At 71.4% G+C, this 16044-nt stretch carries 13 protein-coding genes; 10 read left to right on the top strand and 3 right to left on the bottom strand.

Annotated elements, in window-relative coordinates; genetic code table 11:
* The first annotated feature begins 106 nt into the window (after window positions 1-106).
* The 4 genes from ABD844_RS06185 (at window position 107) to ABD844_RS06200 (ending at window position 5245) form a co-directional block, all read left to right on the top strand.
* Complete coding sequence (locus ABD844_RS06185; protein ID WP_344873840.1) at window positions 107-1705, top strand: ABC-F family ATP-binding cassette domain-containing protein; 1599 nt, start codon at window positions 107-109, stop codon at window positions 1703-1705.
* Between the two features lie 113 nt (window positions 1706-1818).
* Entirely contained in the window at window positions 1819-2034 is a 216-nt protein-coding gene (locus tag ABD844_RS06190; protein WP_020547488.1) for a helix-turn-helix domain-containing protein, read from the top strand.
* Window positions 2035-2159: 125 nt separating this feature from the next.
* Entirely contained in the window at window positions 2160-2975 is an 816-nt protein-coding gene (locus ABD844_RS06195) for an enoyl-CoA hydratase/isomerase family protein (protein ID WP_344873842.1), read from the top strand.
* Window positions 2976-3358: 383 nt separating this feature from the next.
* Window positions 3359-5245, top strand: coding sequence for an ABC transporter ATP-binding protein (locus ABD844_RS06200; protein ID WP_344873844.1), 1887 nt, complete (start codon window positions 3359-3361; stop codon window positions 5243-5245).
* Here ABD844_RS06200 and ABD844_RS06205 read toward each other — a convergent pair.
* The gene (locus ABD844_RS06205; RefSeq protein ID WP_344873846.1) at window positions 5217-6101 is read right to left on the bottom strand and encodes a sulfotransferase; all 885 of its coding nucleotides are present in this window, start codon (window positions 6099-6101) and stop codon (window positions 5217-5219) included. The genes ABD844_RS06200 and ABD844_RS06205 overlap by 29 nt on opposite strands.
* 30 nt (window positions 6102-6131) lie before the next feature.
* Here ABD844_RS06205 and ABD844_RS06210 point away from each other — a divergent pair, with 30 nt between their 5' ends.
* The 3 genes from ABD844_RS06210 to ABD844_RS06220 are packed head-to-tail and all read left to right on the top strand — an operon-like array spanning window position 6132 to window position 8703.
* Window positions 6132-6869 carry an SIR2 family NAD-dependent protein deacylase gene (locus ABD844_RS06210; RefSeq protein WP_344873848.1) on the top strand — a complete coding sequence of 246 codons (738 nt, stop codon included), beginning with the start codon at window positions 6132-6134 and terminating at the stop codon, window positions 6867-6869.
* Complete coding sequence (locus tag ABD844_RS06215; protein ID WP_344873850.1) at window positions 6856-7752, top strand: S66 peptidase family protein; 897 nt, start codon at window positions 6856-6858, stop codon at window positions 7750-7752. The genes ABD844_RS06210 and ABD844_RS06215 overlap by 14 nt, the downstream gene beginning before the upstream one ends.
* Before the next feature lie 33 nt (window positions 7753-7785).
* Window positions 7786-8703 (top strand): hypothetical protein, encoded by a 918-nt coding sequence (locus ABD844_RS06220; protein WP_344873852.1) that lies wholly within the window; start codon window positions 7786-7788, stop codon window positions 8701-8703.
* Between the two features lie 57 nt (window positions 8704-8760).
* Here the strand turns inward: ABD844_RS06220 and ABD844_RS06225 are convergent, their stop codons facing one another.
* On the bottom strand, window positions 8761-11064 hold the full coding sequence (locus ABD844_RS06225) for an ATP-binding cassette domain-containing protein (RefSeq protein WP_344873854.1): 2304 nt from the start codon (window positions 11062-11064) through the stop codon (window positions 8761-8763).
* 225 nt (window positions 11065-11289) lie between these two features.
* Between ABD844_RS06225 and ABD844_RS06230 the strand changes: the two genes are divergently transcribed.
* Genes ABD844_RS06230 through ABD844_RS06240 form a run of 3 tightly spaced genes read left to right on the top strand, consistent with a single transcriptional unit; the run spans window position 11290 to window position 12766 of the window.
* Entirely contained in the window at window positions 11290-11964 is a 675-nt protein-coding gene (locus ABD844_RS06230) for a hypothetical protein (protein ID WP_344873856.1), read from the top strand.
* A gap of 32 nt (window positions 11965-11996) precedes the next feature.
* The gene (locus tag ABD844_RS06235; protein ID WP_344873858.1) at window positions 11997-12329 is read left to right on the top strand and encodes a hypothetical protein; all 333 of its coding nucleotides are present in this window, start codon (window positions 11997-11999) and stop codon (window positions 12327-12329) included.
* Window positions 12326-12766, top strand: coding sequence for a hypothetical protein (locus ABD844_RS06240; protein WP_344873860.1), 441 nt, complete (start codon window positions 12326-12328; stop codon window positions 12764-12766). Before ABD844_RS06235 ends, ABD844_RS06240 begins: the two co-directional genes overlap by 4 nt.
* 12 nt (window positions 12767-12778) lie before the next feature.
* Here the strand turns inward: ABD844_RS06240 and ABD844_RS06245 are convergent, their stop codons facing one another.
* Complete coding sequence (locus tag ABD844_RS06245) at window positions 12779-13903, bottom strand: PP2C family protein-serine/threonine phosphatase (protein ID WP_344873862.1); 1125 nt, start codon at window positions 13901-13903, stop codon at window positions 12779-12781.
* Window positions 13904-16044 lie beyond the last annotated feature (2141 nt).

A 16044-nucleotide genomic window follows, 5' to 3' on the forward strand; every position in this document is an offset into this window, starting at 1 on the left:
GGTGCCGTCCGAGCCCGTGGCCGTACACTGATCGGTATGCATACTCCCGATTGACCGGCGTCGCACGCCCAATCCTCGTTTCCTAGCTCGGGAGTGTCCGGTCACCATGATCATCGCTAATGATATCGAGCTGCGCGCGGGCGCGCGCCTGCTCATCGAGAAAGCCTCCTTCCGGGTCAATCCCGGCGACAAGATCGGGCTCGTCGGCCGCAACGGCGCGGGCAAGACGACGCTGACCAAGGTCCTGGCGGGCGAGGGCCTGCCCGCGACCGGCAGCGTCACCACCACCGGCAACGTCGGCTACCTCCCCCAGGACCCGCGTACGGGCGATCTGCAGGTGCTGGCCCGCGACCGCATCCTGTCGGCGCGCGGCCTCGACGAGGTCATCCGCAAGCTGCGCGAGGCGGAGCTGGGCATGTCCTCCGCCGACGAGCGCACCCGGGAGAAGGCCGTCAAGCGGTACGGGCGGCTCGAAGATCAAATGCACGTGCTCGGAGGTTACGCGGCGGAGTCCGAGGCGGCCTCCATCGCCTCCAGTCTCGGGCTGCCCGATCGCGTGCTCGGACAGCCGTTGCAAACGCTTTCCGGCGGTCAGCGCAGACGCGTGGAATTGGCCCGAATTCTTTTCAGCGGGGCGGAAACTCTCCTTCTAGACGAGCCGACAAACCACCTAGATGCGGACTCAATCGGGTGGCTTCGCGATTTTTTGCGCAGTCATCAAGGTGGCTTGGTGATCATCAGCCACGATGTCGGTCTTCTTGAAGCCACGGTCAACAAGGTCCTGCACCTGGACGCCAACCGGTCGGTGATCGATCACTACAACGTCGGCTGGAAGGCGTACCTCGCCCAGCGGGAGACCGACGAGAAGCGCAGGAAGCGCGAGCGCGCCAACGCCGAGAAACAGGCCGGTGCGCTGCTGGCGCAGGCCGACAAGATGCGGGCCAAGGCCACCAAGGCGAAGGCGGCCCAGGACATGATGCGCCGGGCGCACCGGCTGCTTTCGGGCACCGAGGAGGAGCGTCAGAGCGACAAGGTGGCGCGGCTGCGCTTCCCCGAGCCGCAGCCGTGCGGGCGCACCCCGCTCATGGCCGAGGGCCTGTCCAAGTCGTACGGGTCGCTGGAGGTCTTCACCGACGTCGACGTGGCCATCGACCGAGGTCACCGGGTGGTCATCCTGGGCCTGAACGGTGCGGGGAAGACCACGCTGCTGCGCCTGCTGGGCGGCATCGAGCGCCCCGACACCGGCGCGCTCAAGCCGGGGCACGGCCTGAAAGTCGGCTACTACGCGCAGGAGCACGAGACCCTCGACCCCGGCCGCACCCTGCTGGAGAACATGCGTTCGGCCGGTGGCGAGTTCACCGACACCGAGTTGCGCAAGGTGCTGGGCTCATTCCTGTTCACCGGCGACGACGTCGACAAGCCCGCGGGCGTGCTGTCCGGCGGCGAGAAGACCCGTCTCGCTCTCGCGATCCTGGTGCTCTCGAGCGCCAATGTCCTCCTTCTCGACGAGCCCACGAACAACCTCGATCCGGTCAGTCGCGAGCAGGTTCTCAATGCTCTGAGGTCGTATTCAGGAGCAATCGTCCTAGTCACACATGACGAGGGTGCCGTTGACGCCCTGTCACCGGATAGGGTGATCTTGCTACCTGACGGAACTGAAGACGCATGGAGCGACGAATTTTCCGATCTTGTGGCACTTGCCTGATCTTAATTTGAGTGGGTACGGATCTTTTCCCGTGGAGTAGGTAGCCGATCCCGCTGAAATGACTGATCATGGCGGAGTAACGCTGCGGAAGTCCGGCACTACAGGAGGTACTCGTGGCCGAGACACTGAAGAAGGGCACCCGGGTCACCGGGGCCGACCGGGAAAAACTGGCCGGCGATCTCAAGAAGCGCTACGCCGCGGGCGAAAGCATCCGCGCCCTGGCAGCTTCGACCGGTCGGTCCTACGGGTTCATCCACCGCATCCTGAGCGAGTCCGGTGTGACTCTGCGTGGGCGCGGCGGGGCGACCCGGGGCAAGTCCAAGCGCTGACGACCGCCTCGGAACGTGCGACCGCAGCCGCCCGTCCTTAGTCGGCCGACGTCGCGCCCGAGCCAGAACCATGTTCTATAGGCTCGGGCGCGACGGTCAGCAGTCCGGACGCGAGGGAGCGGGCGATGGCGGAAGCGCAGGCGCGACAGCGCGGGGGGAACGCGGACGACGACTCCGGCTCGGCACGGAGCGGAGTTCGCTTCGAGGTGGACGGTGAGATAGCGACGATCACGCTGGACCGGCCGGAAAAGCGCAACGCTCAGACGTTCGCGACATGGTCGGAGCTGGCTCGCATCGGCGAGAGCCTGCCCGAGCAGGTGCGCGTCGTCGTCGTGAAAGGTGAGGGACCGTCCTTCTCGGCAGGGATAGACCTGCGAATGTTCACACCTGAGGGGGTGCCCGGACAGGGCTCGTTCAGTTCGGCGGCCAAGAGCGAGGGCGCCGGCTTCGAGCAGCGCGTCAGTCAGGCCCAAGCGGGGTTCCTGTGGCTGCGCCGCCCGGAGATCGTTTCCATCGCCGCAGTGCAGGGGCACGCGATCGGTGCGGGATTCCAACTCGCGCTCGCCTGTGATCTGCGGATCGTGGCCGAGGATGTCTCGTTCTGCATGAAAGAGCCCGCCCTGGGTCTGGTGCCCGATCTTACGGGGACCAAGCCCCTCGTCGATCTGGTCGGCCTGGCCAAGGCGATCGACATCTGCCTGACCGCCAGGACCGTGCACGCCGAGGAAGCCGTGCGCATCGGCCTCGCGGAGAGAGTGGTCGCCGGGGGCGACCTGGAACAAGCGATACAGGACAAGGCCGCGCAGTTGCTGTCCACCAACAGGGACGCCGCTGTCGCGACCAAGCGGCTCCTCCAGGGGGCGCTGGGACGCACCCTGGAGGAGCAGAGTGCGGCCGAGGCGGTCGAGCAGGCCGCACGGATCAGGACCCTCTTCGGCTGACGGTCCGGAGCGCGCCTCTGTGCCGCCCGTGGAGCGGTGTCAGGCCCTTCCCGGCCCTTGACCAGCAGATCCCGGTGAGCGGGACGCCAAGGGGCCTCAGCGGGGCGCAGAAGGCGGTACACGTCCGGACGGTCCCCCGCATTCCGGACGCAGAGCGGCAGGCGGCCGGGCATCGTGCCCCGGGCGGCGGCGGGCAAGTGACGGGGCGGATCACGGGGCGGATTACAGGGCGGATCACGGGGCGAGTGACAGCGCGGATGACAGGGCGAGTGACGGAGTGAGTGACAGGGTCGATGACCGGGCGAGTTTCGCGGTGAGCTGAGCCGGGAATCCGCACCCGCCCCGGCAACGCTGTCGTCCTCGACAGAGGAGGGATCTGCCGGATGGCGATGATGGGCGGTGGCTTCGGGCCCCAGGTGATGGCGTCCCTGCGGCGCGACGGCTCGGTCACCAAGCAGCGGCTGCGGCCGGGCACCGTGCGGCGCATCGCCCGCTACGCCCGCCCGCACCTCAGGCACATCACGGCGTTCCTGGTGCTCGTCGTGGCCGGCGCGGTGATCGTGATCGCCAACCCGCTGCTGATGAAGGCGATCATCGACGACGGCATCCTGCCCCGGCGGCCCGGCGTGGTCGTCGGTCTGGCCGTGGCGATCGCCGCGCTCGCGGTCGTGGACGCCGGGCTGACCCTGGTGCAGCGCTGGTTCTCGGCCCGCATCGGCGAGGGCCTGATCTACGACCTGCGCACCGAGGTGTTCGACCACGTGCAGCGCATGCCGGTCGCGTTCTTCATGCGCGCCCAGACCGGCGCGCTGGTCAGCCGGCTCAACACCGACGTGATCGGCGCCCAGCGCGCGCTGACGAGCACCCTGTCCTCGGTCGTCGCCAACGTCGTGAGCCTCGTGCTGGTGCTGGGCGCGATGCTGGTGCTGTCGTGGCAGGTCACGCTGGTCGCCCTGGTGCTGCTGCCGATCTTCGTCGTGCCCGCGAAATACGTCGGCCGCCGCATGTCGGTGCTGACCCGCGAGCAGATGCAGCTCGACGCCGAGATGAGCTCGGTCACCACCGAGCGCTTCAACGTGGCGGGGGCGACGGTCGCCAAGCTCTACGGCCGGCCGGCGGACGACGCCGAGGTGTTCGGCCGCCGGGCGGCCAGGGTGCGCGACGTCGGCGTGACCGTCGCCATGTACGGCACCGTGTTCCGGGCCGCCCTCGGCCTGATCGCGGCGCTGGCCACGGCCCTCGTCTACGGCATCGGCGGCGTCCTGTCGATCTCCGGCGCCTTCGAGCTCGGCACCCTGGTGGCCCTGGCCGCCCTGCTGATGCGCCTGTACGGCCCGCTCACGTCCCTGTCCAACGTGCACGTCGACGTGATGACCGCGCTCGTGAGCTTCGACCGCGTCTTCGAGATCCTCGACCTCGAGCCCATGGTGGCGCAGCGGCCAGGCGCGGTGCCGGTGCCCGGCGGCCCGGTGACGATCGAGTTCGACGACGTGCACTTCCGCTACCCGGCCGCCGCCGAGGTCTCGCTGGCCTCGCTGGAGTCGGTGGCCAGGCAGGACACCGGCCCGTCCCAGCCGGTGCTCAAGGGCGTGTCGTTCACGGCCGCCCCCGGGCAGCTCATCGCGCTCGTCGGCCACAGCGGCGCGGGCAAGACCACGATGACCTCGCTGGTGTCGCGGCTCTACGACGTCAACGAGGGCGCGGTGCGGATCAACGGGCTCGACGTGCGCGAGGCCACGCTCGACTCGCTGCGCGACACCGTGGGCGTGGTCATGCAGGACGCCCACCTCTTCCACGACACGATCGGGGCCAACCTCCGCTACGCCCGTCCAGAGGCGAGCGACGAGGAGATCTGGGAGGCGCTGCGCGCCGCGCAGATCGGCGAGCTGGTCGAGGCCCTGCCCGAAGGGCTGGAGACCGTGGTGGGCGAGCGCGGCTACCGCCTGTCGGGCGGCGAGAAGCAGCGGCTGGCGCTGGCCCGGCTGCTGCTGAAGGCACCGCGCGTGGTCGTGCTCGACGAGGCCACCGCCCACCTCGACTCCGAGTCGGAGGCGGCCGTGCAGGTGGCGCTGAAGACGGCGCTGGAGGGGCGCACGTCGCTGGTCATCGCGCACCGGCTGTCGACGATCAGGGAGGCCGACGAGATCCTCGTGGTCCACGACGGCCGCATCGCCGAGCGCGGCGGGCACGATGAGCTGCTGGCGCGCGGCGGGCTCTACGCCGAGCTCTACCGCACCCAGTTCAGCTCTTCAGGTAGCCCAGCCGCGTGAGCTCCTCCCTGGCCACCTTCTCCACCAGCTCCAGATCGTCGGGGCGCAGCCGGGTCCGCCAGGCGCCGACCTTGGGCACGCGGGTGTCGTACAGGACGACCTTCGACACCCGCGTCCCCAGAAACTCCGCCAGTGTGGCCACCGACTGCGGCGGCCGGTTCACCAGCTCCTCGTAGCGCATCGTCAGGAGCTGCGGCTCGGGCAGCGTACGGCGCAGCTCGGCGCTGAGCCGCACCGCGCTGCGCCAGCGCAGCGCGCTCTTGCCCGCCGTCGGCATGGTCTTCCACCGTGGCAGGTGCTCGTCCTTGTTGACGCCCAGGAACGCGTTGGGGAACTCGGTCTGCTCCGCCACCATGGCGGGCTTGAACCAGGCCAGGCACGCCGGATCGGCCAGCATGTCGGCCACGACGTCCCTGCCGTCGCGGATGAGCTGTACGAACCGGGCGTCGGGGAACGCCTGGAGCAGCGTGGGCACGCTGTAGAGCAGGTCGGGGCTGCCGTCGCCGAACCGGGTGACGTCGGTGGCCGAGACGCAGGGACCGGTGCCCGTCACGCCGCCCGCGTCCCGGCACGGCTCGGCGCATTCGCCGCACGAGCGGGGCAGCACCTGCCACGACTCGGCGAGGGCGTCGCGCATCACGCGTACGGCCCCCGACGTGCGGGCGATGGACGGCTTGCGGGCGAAGGCGTACACCACGTGCGCCACGCTCGCGCGGCCCATCGTCACGTGGAAGCCGGGGGAACGTTTCAGGGCGCGGGCCAGGAGGTCCACGCCGGAATGCGGCGCTCCGAGCAGGAAGACCGGCCGGCGGACCTTGATGCCGTTGACCACGAGGATGTGGGGCGGAAGTCGCATACGAGAGGTAAGTGTGACACCGTTTGCCACGTGTACGAGCCAACGTCAGTGTCGGTGCTCACCGGAGCGGGCATCTCCACCGATTCCGGCATCCCCGACTACCGGGGCCCGCAGGGGGTGTGGACCAGGAACCCGGCGGCCGAGGCCAACGCGACCATCGACCGCTACCTGGCCGACCCCGAGGTCAGGCGCGCCTCGTGGCAGGCCAGGCTCGTTCACCCGGCCTGGGACGCGCGGCCGAACGCCGCCCACGGAGCCCTCGTCGACCTGGAGCGCGCGGGGCTGCTGCGCGCCCTGATCACCCAGAACATCGACGAGCTGCACCAGCGGGCCGGCTCGGCCCCGGAGAAGGTCATCGAGCTGCACGGCACCCTCCACCGCGCGGAGTGCCTGTCCTGCGACCTGATCACGCCTATGAGCGAGGTGCTGGCCAGGGTGGCCGCGGGCGAGGCCGACCCGCCGTGCCCCCGCTGCGGCGGCCTCCAGAAGTCGAACACGATCTCCTTCGGCCAGTCGCTCAAGCCCGAGGTGCTGGGCGCGGCGCTGGACGCGGCCCGCTCGTGCGACCTGTTCGTGGCGGTGGGCACGTCGCTGACCGTGCACCCGGCCGCCGGGCTCTGCGGCGAGGCGCTCGACGCCGGCGCCCGCCTGGTGATCGTGAACGCCGCGCCCACGCCCTACGACCCCTACGCCGACCAGGTGATCCACGAGCCGATCGGGGAAGCGCTGCCGGCACTCGTCAAGGAGTTGATCGATGCGGCCAGGTGACACCGTCGCCGTCGTCTCGCCGTCCGGGCCGCCCAGTGCCGATCTGCTGCGCCGCGGCGTCGAGCGCCTGACCAGCCTCGGGCTGAAGGTGGTGGTCGGCGCGCACGCGCTCGACCGCCAGCACCTCGACTACCTGGCGGGCGACGACACCGCCAGGGCCGCCGACCTGCAGGCGGCCTGGTGCGACCCGGCCGTCTCCGGGGTGTTCTGCTGCCGCGGCGGGTACGGCGCGGGCCGCCTGCTCGGCCTGCTCGACTGGGACGCCATGCGGGCGGCCGGACCCAAGGTGCTGCTCGGGTCGAGCGACATCACGGCGCTGCACAACGCGTTCGCCATCGAGCTGGGCGTGTCCACGCTGCACGGGCCGATGGCCGCCTGCGACCCCATCGCCGGTGACGACGAGGGGCCGGAGCCGCGTACGTGGGAGAGCCTGCGCGAGGCGCTGTTCGGCACGCGTACCCTGGCCAGGGGTGACCGGGTGCTCGCGCCGGGGCGGGCCGAGGGGGTGCTGAGCGGCGGTAACCTGTCGCTGCTCGCGTCGATGTGCGGCACCAGGTGGCAGCCGTCGTTCGCCGGGCGGATCGCGTTCCTGGAGGACATCGGCGAGGAGCCGTACCGGGTCGACCGCATGCTCACCCAGCTCCTTCAGGCGGGCGCGTTCGACGGGGTGCGGGGGATCGCGCTCGGGTCGTGGGTCGACTGCGGCGACCCGTACCTGGTGCTCGAGGACCGGCTGAAGCCGCTCGGAGTGCCGATTCTGGCGGGGTTGCCGGTGGGACATGGGACGCCGCAGATGAGTGTGTGGCTTGGGGCACTTGGTGTTATCGATACCGAATCGTGCTCGCTGACCGGCGTGACCCGCAATCAGGAACAGGCAAGGTAGGAGGGACGAATCCGACAGAAAGGGACACGGCGCGTGAGCTTGTTCAGTCGTGACCGCGAGCCCCCGCGCCGCCCGGTGGAGGACGTCGACCTCGACTCGCTGGTGGCCCTCGTCGCGGAGTCCCTCGGATACTCCTTCGAGTTCGCCCACGACGGCCGCTCCGTGACGCTCAGCCCCACCGGCGACGGGCCCGTTGGCGACGGGACGGTCAGGGCCCCCGGTGACGGCGCCGAGCTGCTGGTCAAGCTGACCGGGCTGCGCCGCGAGGCCGGGCGCAGGGCCAGGGAGGACTGGCCGATGCTGGTCTCCGAGCACCTCGCGCACGCCGTGGCCACGTCCGGCGAGCGGTTCGACGTGTGCGACCTGGACCAGGCCAGACCCCTGCTGGGGACCCGCGTGGAGGCCGTGGACGAGGTGCCCGACCTGACCCGCGTGGTCGGCCGCCACCTCAACGCCGACCTGGTCGAACTGCTCACCGTGGGCGCGCGGCCCGTACGGCCCGAGGAGTCGGGGTGCTGGCCGCTGCCCACCGGGCAGGCCCTCGACCTGGCCGTGGCCAACGTACGCGGGCAGGACCGGCTGTGGCTGGAGAGCATCGGGCTGTCGGGCACGCCGGTGACCAGGCTGACCGCGGCGAGCCCGTCGGCCGCCACGCATCTGCGCTGGCTGGGGGAGTACCTGCCGGTGCCCGCCGACGGGGTGCTCGTCGTGCTGCCGGACCCGTACACGCTGCTCGTGCACCCCGTCGACGGGATCGGCGTCGTCCGGGCCATCGAGCGGTTGCGGGTGCACGCCGCCCGCACCGACGGGCTCAGCTCCCAGGTGTACTGGTGGCACCGGGAGCGGCTGACGCACATCAAGGCCGACATCGTCGCCCAGAGCGGGCAGACCAGGCTCGTGGTGGCGCCGCCGCCGGAGTTCGCCCGCGTCCTCGCCCGCCTGGCCGTCTGACGTTCCGGCGCCCGCCCTCCCCGGCGGGAAGGGCGGGCCGGGTGTCAGGGCCGGGTGTCAGGAGCGGTTGACGTAGTCGCGCAGGTGGATGGCCGTGAGCGAGTCGCCGTTGGCCACCAGCTCACCAGGGGTGCCGGAGAAGACCACCTGGCCGCCGTCGTGACCGGCCCCGGGGCCGAGGTCCACGATCCAGTCGGCGTGGGCCATGACGGCCTGGTGGTGCTCGATGACGATGACCGTGTTGCCGTCGTCGACCAGGCGGTCGAGCAGCGACAGGAGCTGGTCCACGTCGGCCAGGTGCAGCCCGGTGGTGGGCTCGTCCAGCACGTACGTGCTGCCGTTCCTGGCCATGTGGATGGCCAGCTTGAGCCGCTGCCGCTCGCCGCCCGACAGCGTGGTGAGCGGCTGGCCCAGGCCCAGGTAGCCGAGGCCGACGGACACCAGGCGGTCGAGGATCGTGCCGGCCTGGCCGCTGGGGAAGAACTCGCGGGCCTCGGCCACGGGCATCTCCAGCACCTCGCTGATGTTCTTGCCGCGCAGCCGGTACGTCAGCACCTCCGGCGTGAACCGGCGGCCCTCGCACTGCTCGCACACCGAGGCCACCGTGGCCATCATGGCCAGGTCGGTGTAGATGAGCCCGATGCCCTTGCAGGAGGGGCAGGCGCCCTCGGAGTTGGCGCTGAACAGGCCCGCCTTGACCCCGTTGGCCTTGGCGAAGGCGGTGCGGATCGGGTCGAGCACGCCGGTGTAGGTGGCCGGGTTGCTCCGCCGCGAGCCGCGGATCGGCGACTGGTCGGCCACCACCACGCCGTCCAGCCCGGCCACGTGCCCGTGGATCAGGGAGCTCTTGCCCGACCCCGCCACGCCCGTCACCACGGTCAGCACGCCGAGCGGGAGGTCCACGCTCACGTCGCGCAGGTTGTGCAGGGTGGCGTTCCTGATCGGCAGGTGGCCGGTCGGCTTGCGGACGTCGTCACGCAGCCGGACGCGGTGGTCGAGGTAGCGGCCGGTCAGCGTGCCGGAGGCGGGCAGCCCGTCGAGGTCGCCGGCGTAGCAGATCCGGCCGCCGCTGGTGCCCGCGCCCGGCCCGAGGTCCACCACGTGGTCGGCGATCGCGATCGTCTCCGGCTTGTGCTCGACCACGAGCACCGTGTTGCCCTTGTCGCGGAGCTGCAGCAGCAGGTTGTTCATCCGCTGGATGTCGTGCGGGTGCAGCCCGGCCGTGGGCTCGTCGAAGACGTACGTGACGTCGGTCAGGCTGGAGTTGAGATGGCGCACCATCTTGACCCGCTGCGCCTCGCCGCCCGACAGCGTGCCCGACTCGCGGTCGAGGCTGAGGTAGCCCAGCCCGATCTCGACCAGCGAGTCGAGGGTCGAGCGCAGCCCCTCCAGCACCGGCCCGATCGCCGGGTTGCCGATGCCGCGCACGAAGCCGGCCAGCTCGTTGATCTGCATGGCCGAGCAGTCGGCGATGTTCCTGCCGCGGATGCGGGCCGAGAGCGCGGCCTCGTTCAGCCGGGTGCCGCCGCAGGACGGGCAGGAGGCCGGCCTGAGCGCGCGGTCGGCGAAGGCGCGCGCCGCGGGCTGCAGCGAGTCGCGGTCCTTGCCCAGGTAGCTGCGCCGGACGCGGACGGCCAGGCCCTCGTAGGTGAAGTTGCTGGTGCCGTACTTGAGCTTCGTGGCGGGCTTGTGCAGCAGGTCGTCCCACTGCTCGGGGGTGAAGTCCTTCAGCTTGACGGCGGGGTCGAACAGCCCGGAGCCGGCCACGACCTGCCAGGACCAACTGTCGACGGGGTAACCAGGGGCCTTGATCGCGCCCTCGTTCAGCGACAGCTCCCGGTCGACCAGCTCGTCCACGTCGATCTCCGTCGCCTTGCCCAGCCCCTCGCACCGGGGGCACATGCCCTCGGCGAGGTTGAAGCTGAAGGCGCCCGCCGAACCTACGTGGGGCTCGGCGATCCGGCTGAAGATGATCCGCAGCATGGTGTGCGCGTCGGTGGCGGTGCCCACGGTGGAACGGGCGTTGGCGCCCATCCGCTCCTGGTCCACGATGATCGCCGCGCTCAGGTTGTGCAGCGCGTCGACGTCGGGACGGGCCAGGCTCGGCATGAACGCCTGGACGAACGCGGTGTACGTCTCGTCGATCAACCGCCGCGACTCCGCCGCGATGGTGTCGAAGACGAGCGAGGACTTGCCGGAGCCGGACACTCCGGTGAAGACGGTGAGACGCCGCTTGGGGATCTCAAGGGAGACGCCCCTGAGGTTGTTCTCCCTCGCGCCACGGACCTGGATGTGGTCGTGGCTGTCCGCGGCGCTGTGATCGCGCGACTGTACGGTGCTTGCCTGGTGGCTGGAGAGCACGGAACCCTTCCATCTCGGCCGACTATTTATGCTGTAAGGGGATTGGCCGGGACAGCTTACATCGACGCGGGGATGATCGGGCGGCGCGACAACAGGTCGTGAACTCGTGGGGAACGACCGGCGATCGCCGTCGCAGGTCACCGCCCCTCTGGGTACCGTGACAGCGGTGGTGGAGAACGTCGGCCGGAGTTCGTCGAGTTGCTGGGGAATCATCGTGAGTCCGGCGTGCGCGCGATGCTCGCGCACGGGAGGCTCGTCTCGCTCGTGATCGACCCCCGCCTGCTGCGCGAGCGGCCCGAGATCGTGGCCGGGCGCGTGGCCGAGGCGGTGGACGGGGCCTTCGGCCGGGAGGTCCCCGGCGAGGAGGCCGTGCCGTTCGTCGAACCGCTGGCGCTGGCCAGGGAGCTGCGCGCCGTGCGGGCCGATCTGGACGTGCGGATGGCGCGCGTGACGGCCTCGATCGAGGTGAGCGCCGCCGCGCTGCGCGCGGAGGCCGAGGTGCCGTCAGGGGTGCCGGGGATCGAGCTGGGCGAGTTGTTCGACCGGCTCGTGGAGATGCTGGAGACGATCGGCGGTGTGCGCGATGACGACGTGCGCGGCAGGTCCGAGGGGCTGGTGAGCGCCGTGTGCGCGCCTGGGCCGCGGCTGGTGTCGCTGAGTGTGGCGCCGCGCGCTCTGTACGGCGGGACGCGGGCGCTGGGGGAGCGCGTGACCGCCGCGGTCAACGCCGCCCTGGACGACCTGGACGCGGCGGTGCTGCGGCGGCGGGCCGAGGCCGGTGCCGGCACCGAGCAGATCATGGCCACGGTGGCGGAGCTGAGGGAGCTGAGCGTGCAGCGGATGCGGACGTACGCGCAGGGCATGTCCGCGATGATGGCCGGAATCCGGCCGCGTTCGTAAGGGGAGAGTGTGGGTGACCCGAGGGGGAACGTGTGGGTGACGGGCTGAGAGCCGACGACCGGGTCCGGCCGCGCCGCGTGGCGAGGGGCGTCGCCACCACGTGCGCGGAGGCGGCGGCGCGAGCCAGCGCCTTCCACGAACGCATGGCGGCCTACGGCACCCCCTGGGGCGTCAACAATCCCGTCAGCCGGGCCCTCGGCCTGTGCTACCGCACGGCTCGGGACGAGCACGCGGCCCGCCACCCGGGCCACCCCGCCGCCTGTCTCGCCGGGCGGGAGACTGTGGGCCGGGCGGGCGACGGGGCGGGTGGCGGGGCACGCGGCACGGCGGGTGGCGGGGCGGCCGTCGCCGGTGGCGTCCGGTGAGCCTCGAACTGCCGGCCGCGCTGGCGCCGATCGAGGTGTTCCTCGGGCGGGTGTACTCCGACGGTGACGAGGAGGCGCTGGTCCGGATGGGCGACGAGCACGACGAGCACGCCGCCGCCATGCGGGAGCACCAGGCCGCGGGCGCCGCGGGGGAGCCGCACCACGACGCGGCCGGCAGCGAGACCCGGGTCCTGGGGCTCGGGCTGAAGGTGTCGGCCTCGATCGTGCTCGCCCACAAGGGCGTCACCCTGCTCCAGTACGCGCTCACCGCCGCCGCGCTGGCCGAGACCGTGGCGACGGGCGGGGCGACGGGCGGGGCGACGGGCGGGGCGACGGGCGGGGCGACGGGCGCGACGCTGGCGCCGTTCGTCCGGCAGGCCGGGCAGCAGGCGCTCGACGCCGTGGCGACCGTCACGGTGAACGAGCTGCTCACCTGAGACCACAGGGGTTCATGGCCGGCTGGGAGGCGGCCCTGTCCTGCGGACGCTGAGGATCGCGATGTCGTCGCGCGGCATCGACCGGGTGAAGACCCGCAGGTCCTCGCCCAGCGTGCTGGCGAGGTTGCCGGGCGGGGCCTCGGCCCAGGCGTGCAGCCGCTCCTCCAGCGGGTAGAAGTGGCCGCCCGGGTCGCGGGCCTCGGTCACCCCGTCGGTGCACAGCAGCAGCGTCGCGCCGTACGGGAACGTGAAGCGCACGCGCCTGCGCGGCGACTTCGCCAGCGCCGCCAGGCCGAGCGGCACGGCGGGCTCACCCAGGTTCACCTGATAGGCGTCGCCGTCGTGCAGGATGTACGGGGGGATGTGGCCGCAGTTGACCACCTCGACCGACTCGTTCGTCTCCGGGCCGAAGTCGAGCACGAGGGCGGTCACCAGCCGCTCCACCTCGCCCCTCCTGGTGGCGAAGAAGTTGTGCCTGACCACGGAGTTCTCCAGGGCGGCCACGACGCCCGTGAGCGTCTCCTCCCGGTAGGCCGCCTCCCTGAACGACCCCAGCAGCGCCAGCGCCGTGCCGATCGCCGACAGGCCCTTGCCCTGGACGTCCGCGATGATCACCCTCGTGCCGCGCCGGGAGACGGCCACGTCGTAGATGTCGCCGCCGACGGCGGCCTCCTCCTCCACAGGGTGGTAGAGGCCGTCCATGGTCACCTGCGCCGTACGGAGGGGCAGGGGGCGCACGATGAGTTCCTGGAGGGCGGTGGCCGCCGAGCGCAGCCGGTAGACCTCGTCCTCGCGGCTCACCCGGTAGCGGCAGCCGATCACGCTCAACACCCCGAACACGCCGGTGAACCCGACCGCCAGCAGGATCTCGGCGGGCGCCGCGCGCAGGTAGAAGGCGGTGCACACCTCCACCACCAGCACCCACGCGGACGCGACGACCGTCTGCCAGACCGCGCCGAGGGCGGACACGATGGCCGGTAGGAAGATCAGCAGCGGGAAGAGGCGCAGCGCCGTGCCCGTGATCACGTCGAGGGCGACGATCACGAAGGTGACCACGACGAGGCCCACCACGAACACCGGCGTCCACAGGTATGGCCCGGTCCTGCGCCGCGGTCGCCGCCGAGGGTTGTCCGTCACTGTTCCCCCTTCACCCCCATGTCATCTTCTATCAGTCTGTTTCCCCTCTCCGACGCGTTGGCGCGCACCCTTGACCCCAGCTTGCCCCGGCAGCCGAAAGAGAACGGCAGGGGGCGCATTCGCGCGAATATTCGGGGCGGCCGTTGTTCGGTTGTTCCCTGTCGTTCTTTCTGGTTTTCCAGCTAGGAAATTCTGGAGGCGTTCTGTGGAGGTGCTAATTCGTGTCGGTGCTCTTTCCTGGGTGGGGTGAGGGGGTGATCGATGACGCTGTGTACTGGAAGGATAGGTAGTGCTGCTACGCAAAGTAAACAGCGCTGTCCCTTATGGCGGTATTTGCTGGCGTACGACGGTAAATCTTCGTGGGGTGTGGAGGGCGATTGTGGGTTCTCACTTTCTTTTAATCGCCAAACGCGTTGACATAGGAAATTGATCTTGTAAGCATCTGAGTTGAGAAGCGGGTGCGGCGGCGAATTCATGTCAGGAAAGGGAGCGGTCCTCATGGACATCGAGCACGACTGGACCCTGTTGCCGGCCGTGGTCGTCCGCGGCGCCGGGTTCGCGTGGGAGCTCGTCCTGTCCCTGGTCTATCCCAGGGCGGCGGAGGCGGCCGTGGCGGTCGTACGGCTGGAGAGACGGGCACTCGACCTGCTCGCCGACGCACCCGCGTGCGGCGCGGGCCCCCCTCGGGAAGGGGCGGCGGAGGGCGGGCGGTTGCCGCGCGGGCTGCGGGGGCGCCTGCGTGACCTGCGCCCGCTGCCGCCCGGCACGCCGCTTCCCGGCCACTGGCCGGCGGCGTGGAACGAGGTGACGGGGCGGCTGGAGGAGGCGCGTCTCACGCTGGCCCGGCTGGTCCCGGGCGACGCGGCCTTCTCGCGGACGGCCGTGAACGGCCTCCTGGCCGACGAGCGCTTCCTCGACGCGCTCGTGTGCGCCGAGCCCGGCCTCTACCGGGAGCTGCGGAGCGACGCGGCCAGGGGAGGCCCGCACCGGGGTGTCGTGGGGAGCACGCACAGAAACACCGCCGGGCGCTCTGAGCGGGGCGGCGCCGGGGGAGGCGCCGACGGTGCTGGTGGTGCTGGTGGTGCTGGTGGTGGCGCGCTGCGCAGGAGGCTCGCCTTCCAGGTGCAGCGGCTGTCGGCCGCCTGCGAGACGGAGGGGTGCTACGGGCCCGTCAACTACGGGAGCGTGGGGCCCGGCCCGTCTGGCTACGTCTGGGCGGGGCATCGGGTGTGGGCGCGGCGGGTGGCGCACCCGGCCGCGCAGGTGAGCGAGGCGCTCCAGCAGCGCATCCTCGCCGACCCCGCGCTCGCGGCGGGGCTGGTGCCGCGGCGCAAGACGTGGACGGGGGCGGTCGCCGACGGGGCGGCGTTCGTGGGGCACTGCGACGGCGGCCGTATGCTGGCCGAGATCGCGGCCGAGACGGGGACGGGCATGGAACGCGCCTCGGCGGCGCTGGCCGTCGCGGTGCGGCGTGGCCTTCTCACCCACGACCTCTGCCCGCCCGCCACCGTCTGCGACCCGCTTGGCTGGCTGCGCGAGCGCCTGTCCACCAGGACCCCGGTCTCCCCTCCGCCCTCCGGGGCACCGGGCCTGCCCGGGCGCGGGCGCGTCAGGGGAGCGGACGCCTGCGAGTGCGGCCTCACCAGAGCCGAGGTCGGCGAGCCGCCGGGGGTGCCGGGTCTCGCGGAGGCCGGCGAGCGCTCCGGGGTACGGGAGCCCTCGGGGGCGCTGGGCTTCACGGATGGCGGCGAGCGCTCCGGGGTACGGGACCCCTCGGAGGCGCTGGGCTTCACGGATGGCGGCGAGTCCTCCGGGGTACGGGAGTCCTCGGAGGCGCTGGGCTTCACGGACGGCGGCGAGTCCTCCCGGGTATGGGGGCCCTCGGAGGCGCGGCGGCCCGCCGACGTGCGCGAGACCCCCGAGGGGTGCGAGCGCGCCGACCGGCCTGAGCCGTCCGAGGCGCGGGGGGTGCGCGGGCGGGGGCTCGTGGAGGCGTCCGGGGCGACCAGGCGGAGGTTCGTGGCCTCCGCGGACGTACCGGCGCAGCGCGGGCGGGCCGGGACGAAGCCGGTCCAGGACGCGGAGCTGCCGACGGCCCGGCGCGTCGACGAGATCGGCGAACTGCTCGCCCATTACCCCAC

Source organism: Nonomuraea antimicrobica, from assembly GCF_039536965.1.
In the GTDB taxonomy this organism is placed as follows: domain Bacteria; phylum Actinomycetota; class Actinomycetes; order Streptosporangiales; family Streptosporangiaceae; genus Nonomuraea; species Nonomuraea antimicrobica.

Bases quoted from the DNA above. Each gene is read 5' to 3' on its own strand.
- ABD844_RS06185 (WP_344873840.1), top strand. From the start codon at position 107: ATGATCATCGCTAATGATATCGAGCTGCGCGCGGGCGCGCGCCTGCTC.
- ABD844_RS06195 (WP_344873842.1), top strand. From the start codon at position 2,160: ATGGCGGAAGCGCAGGCGCGACAGCGCGGGGGGAACGCGGACGACGAC.
- ABD844_RS06200 (WP_344873844.1), top strand. From the start codon at position 3,359: ATGGCGATGATGGGCGGTGGCTTCGGGCCCCAGGTGATGGCGTCCCTG.
- ABD844_RS06205 (WP_344873846.1), bottom strand. From the start codon at position 6,101: ATGCGACTTCCGCCCCACATCCTCGTGGTCAACGGCATCAAGGTCCGC.
- ABD844_RS06215 (WP_344873850.1), top strand. From the start codon at position 6,856: ATGCGGCCAGGTGACACCGTCGCCGTCGTCTCGCCGTCCGGGCCGCCC.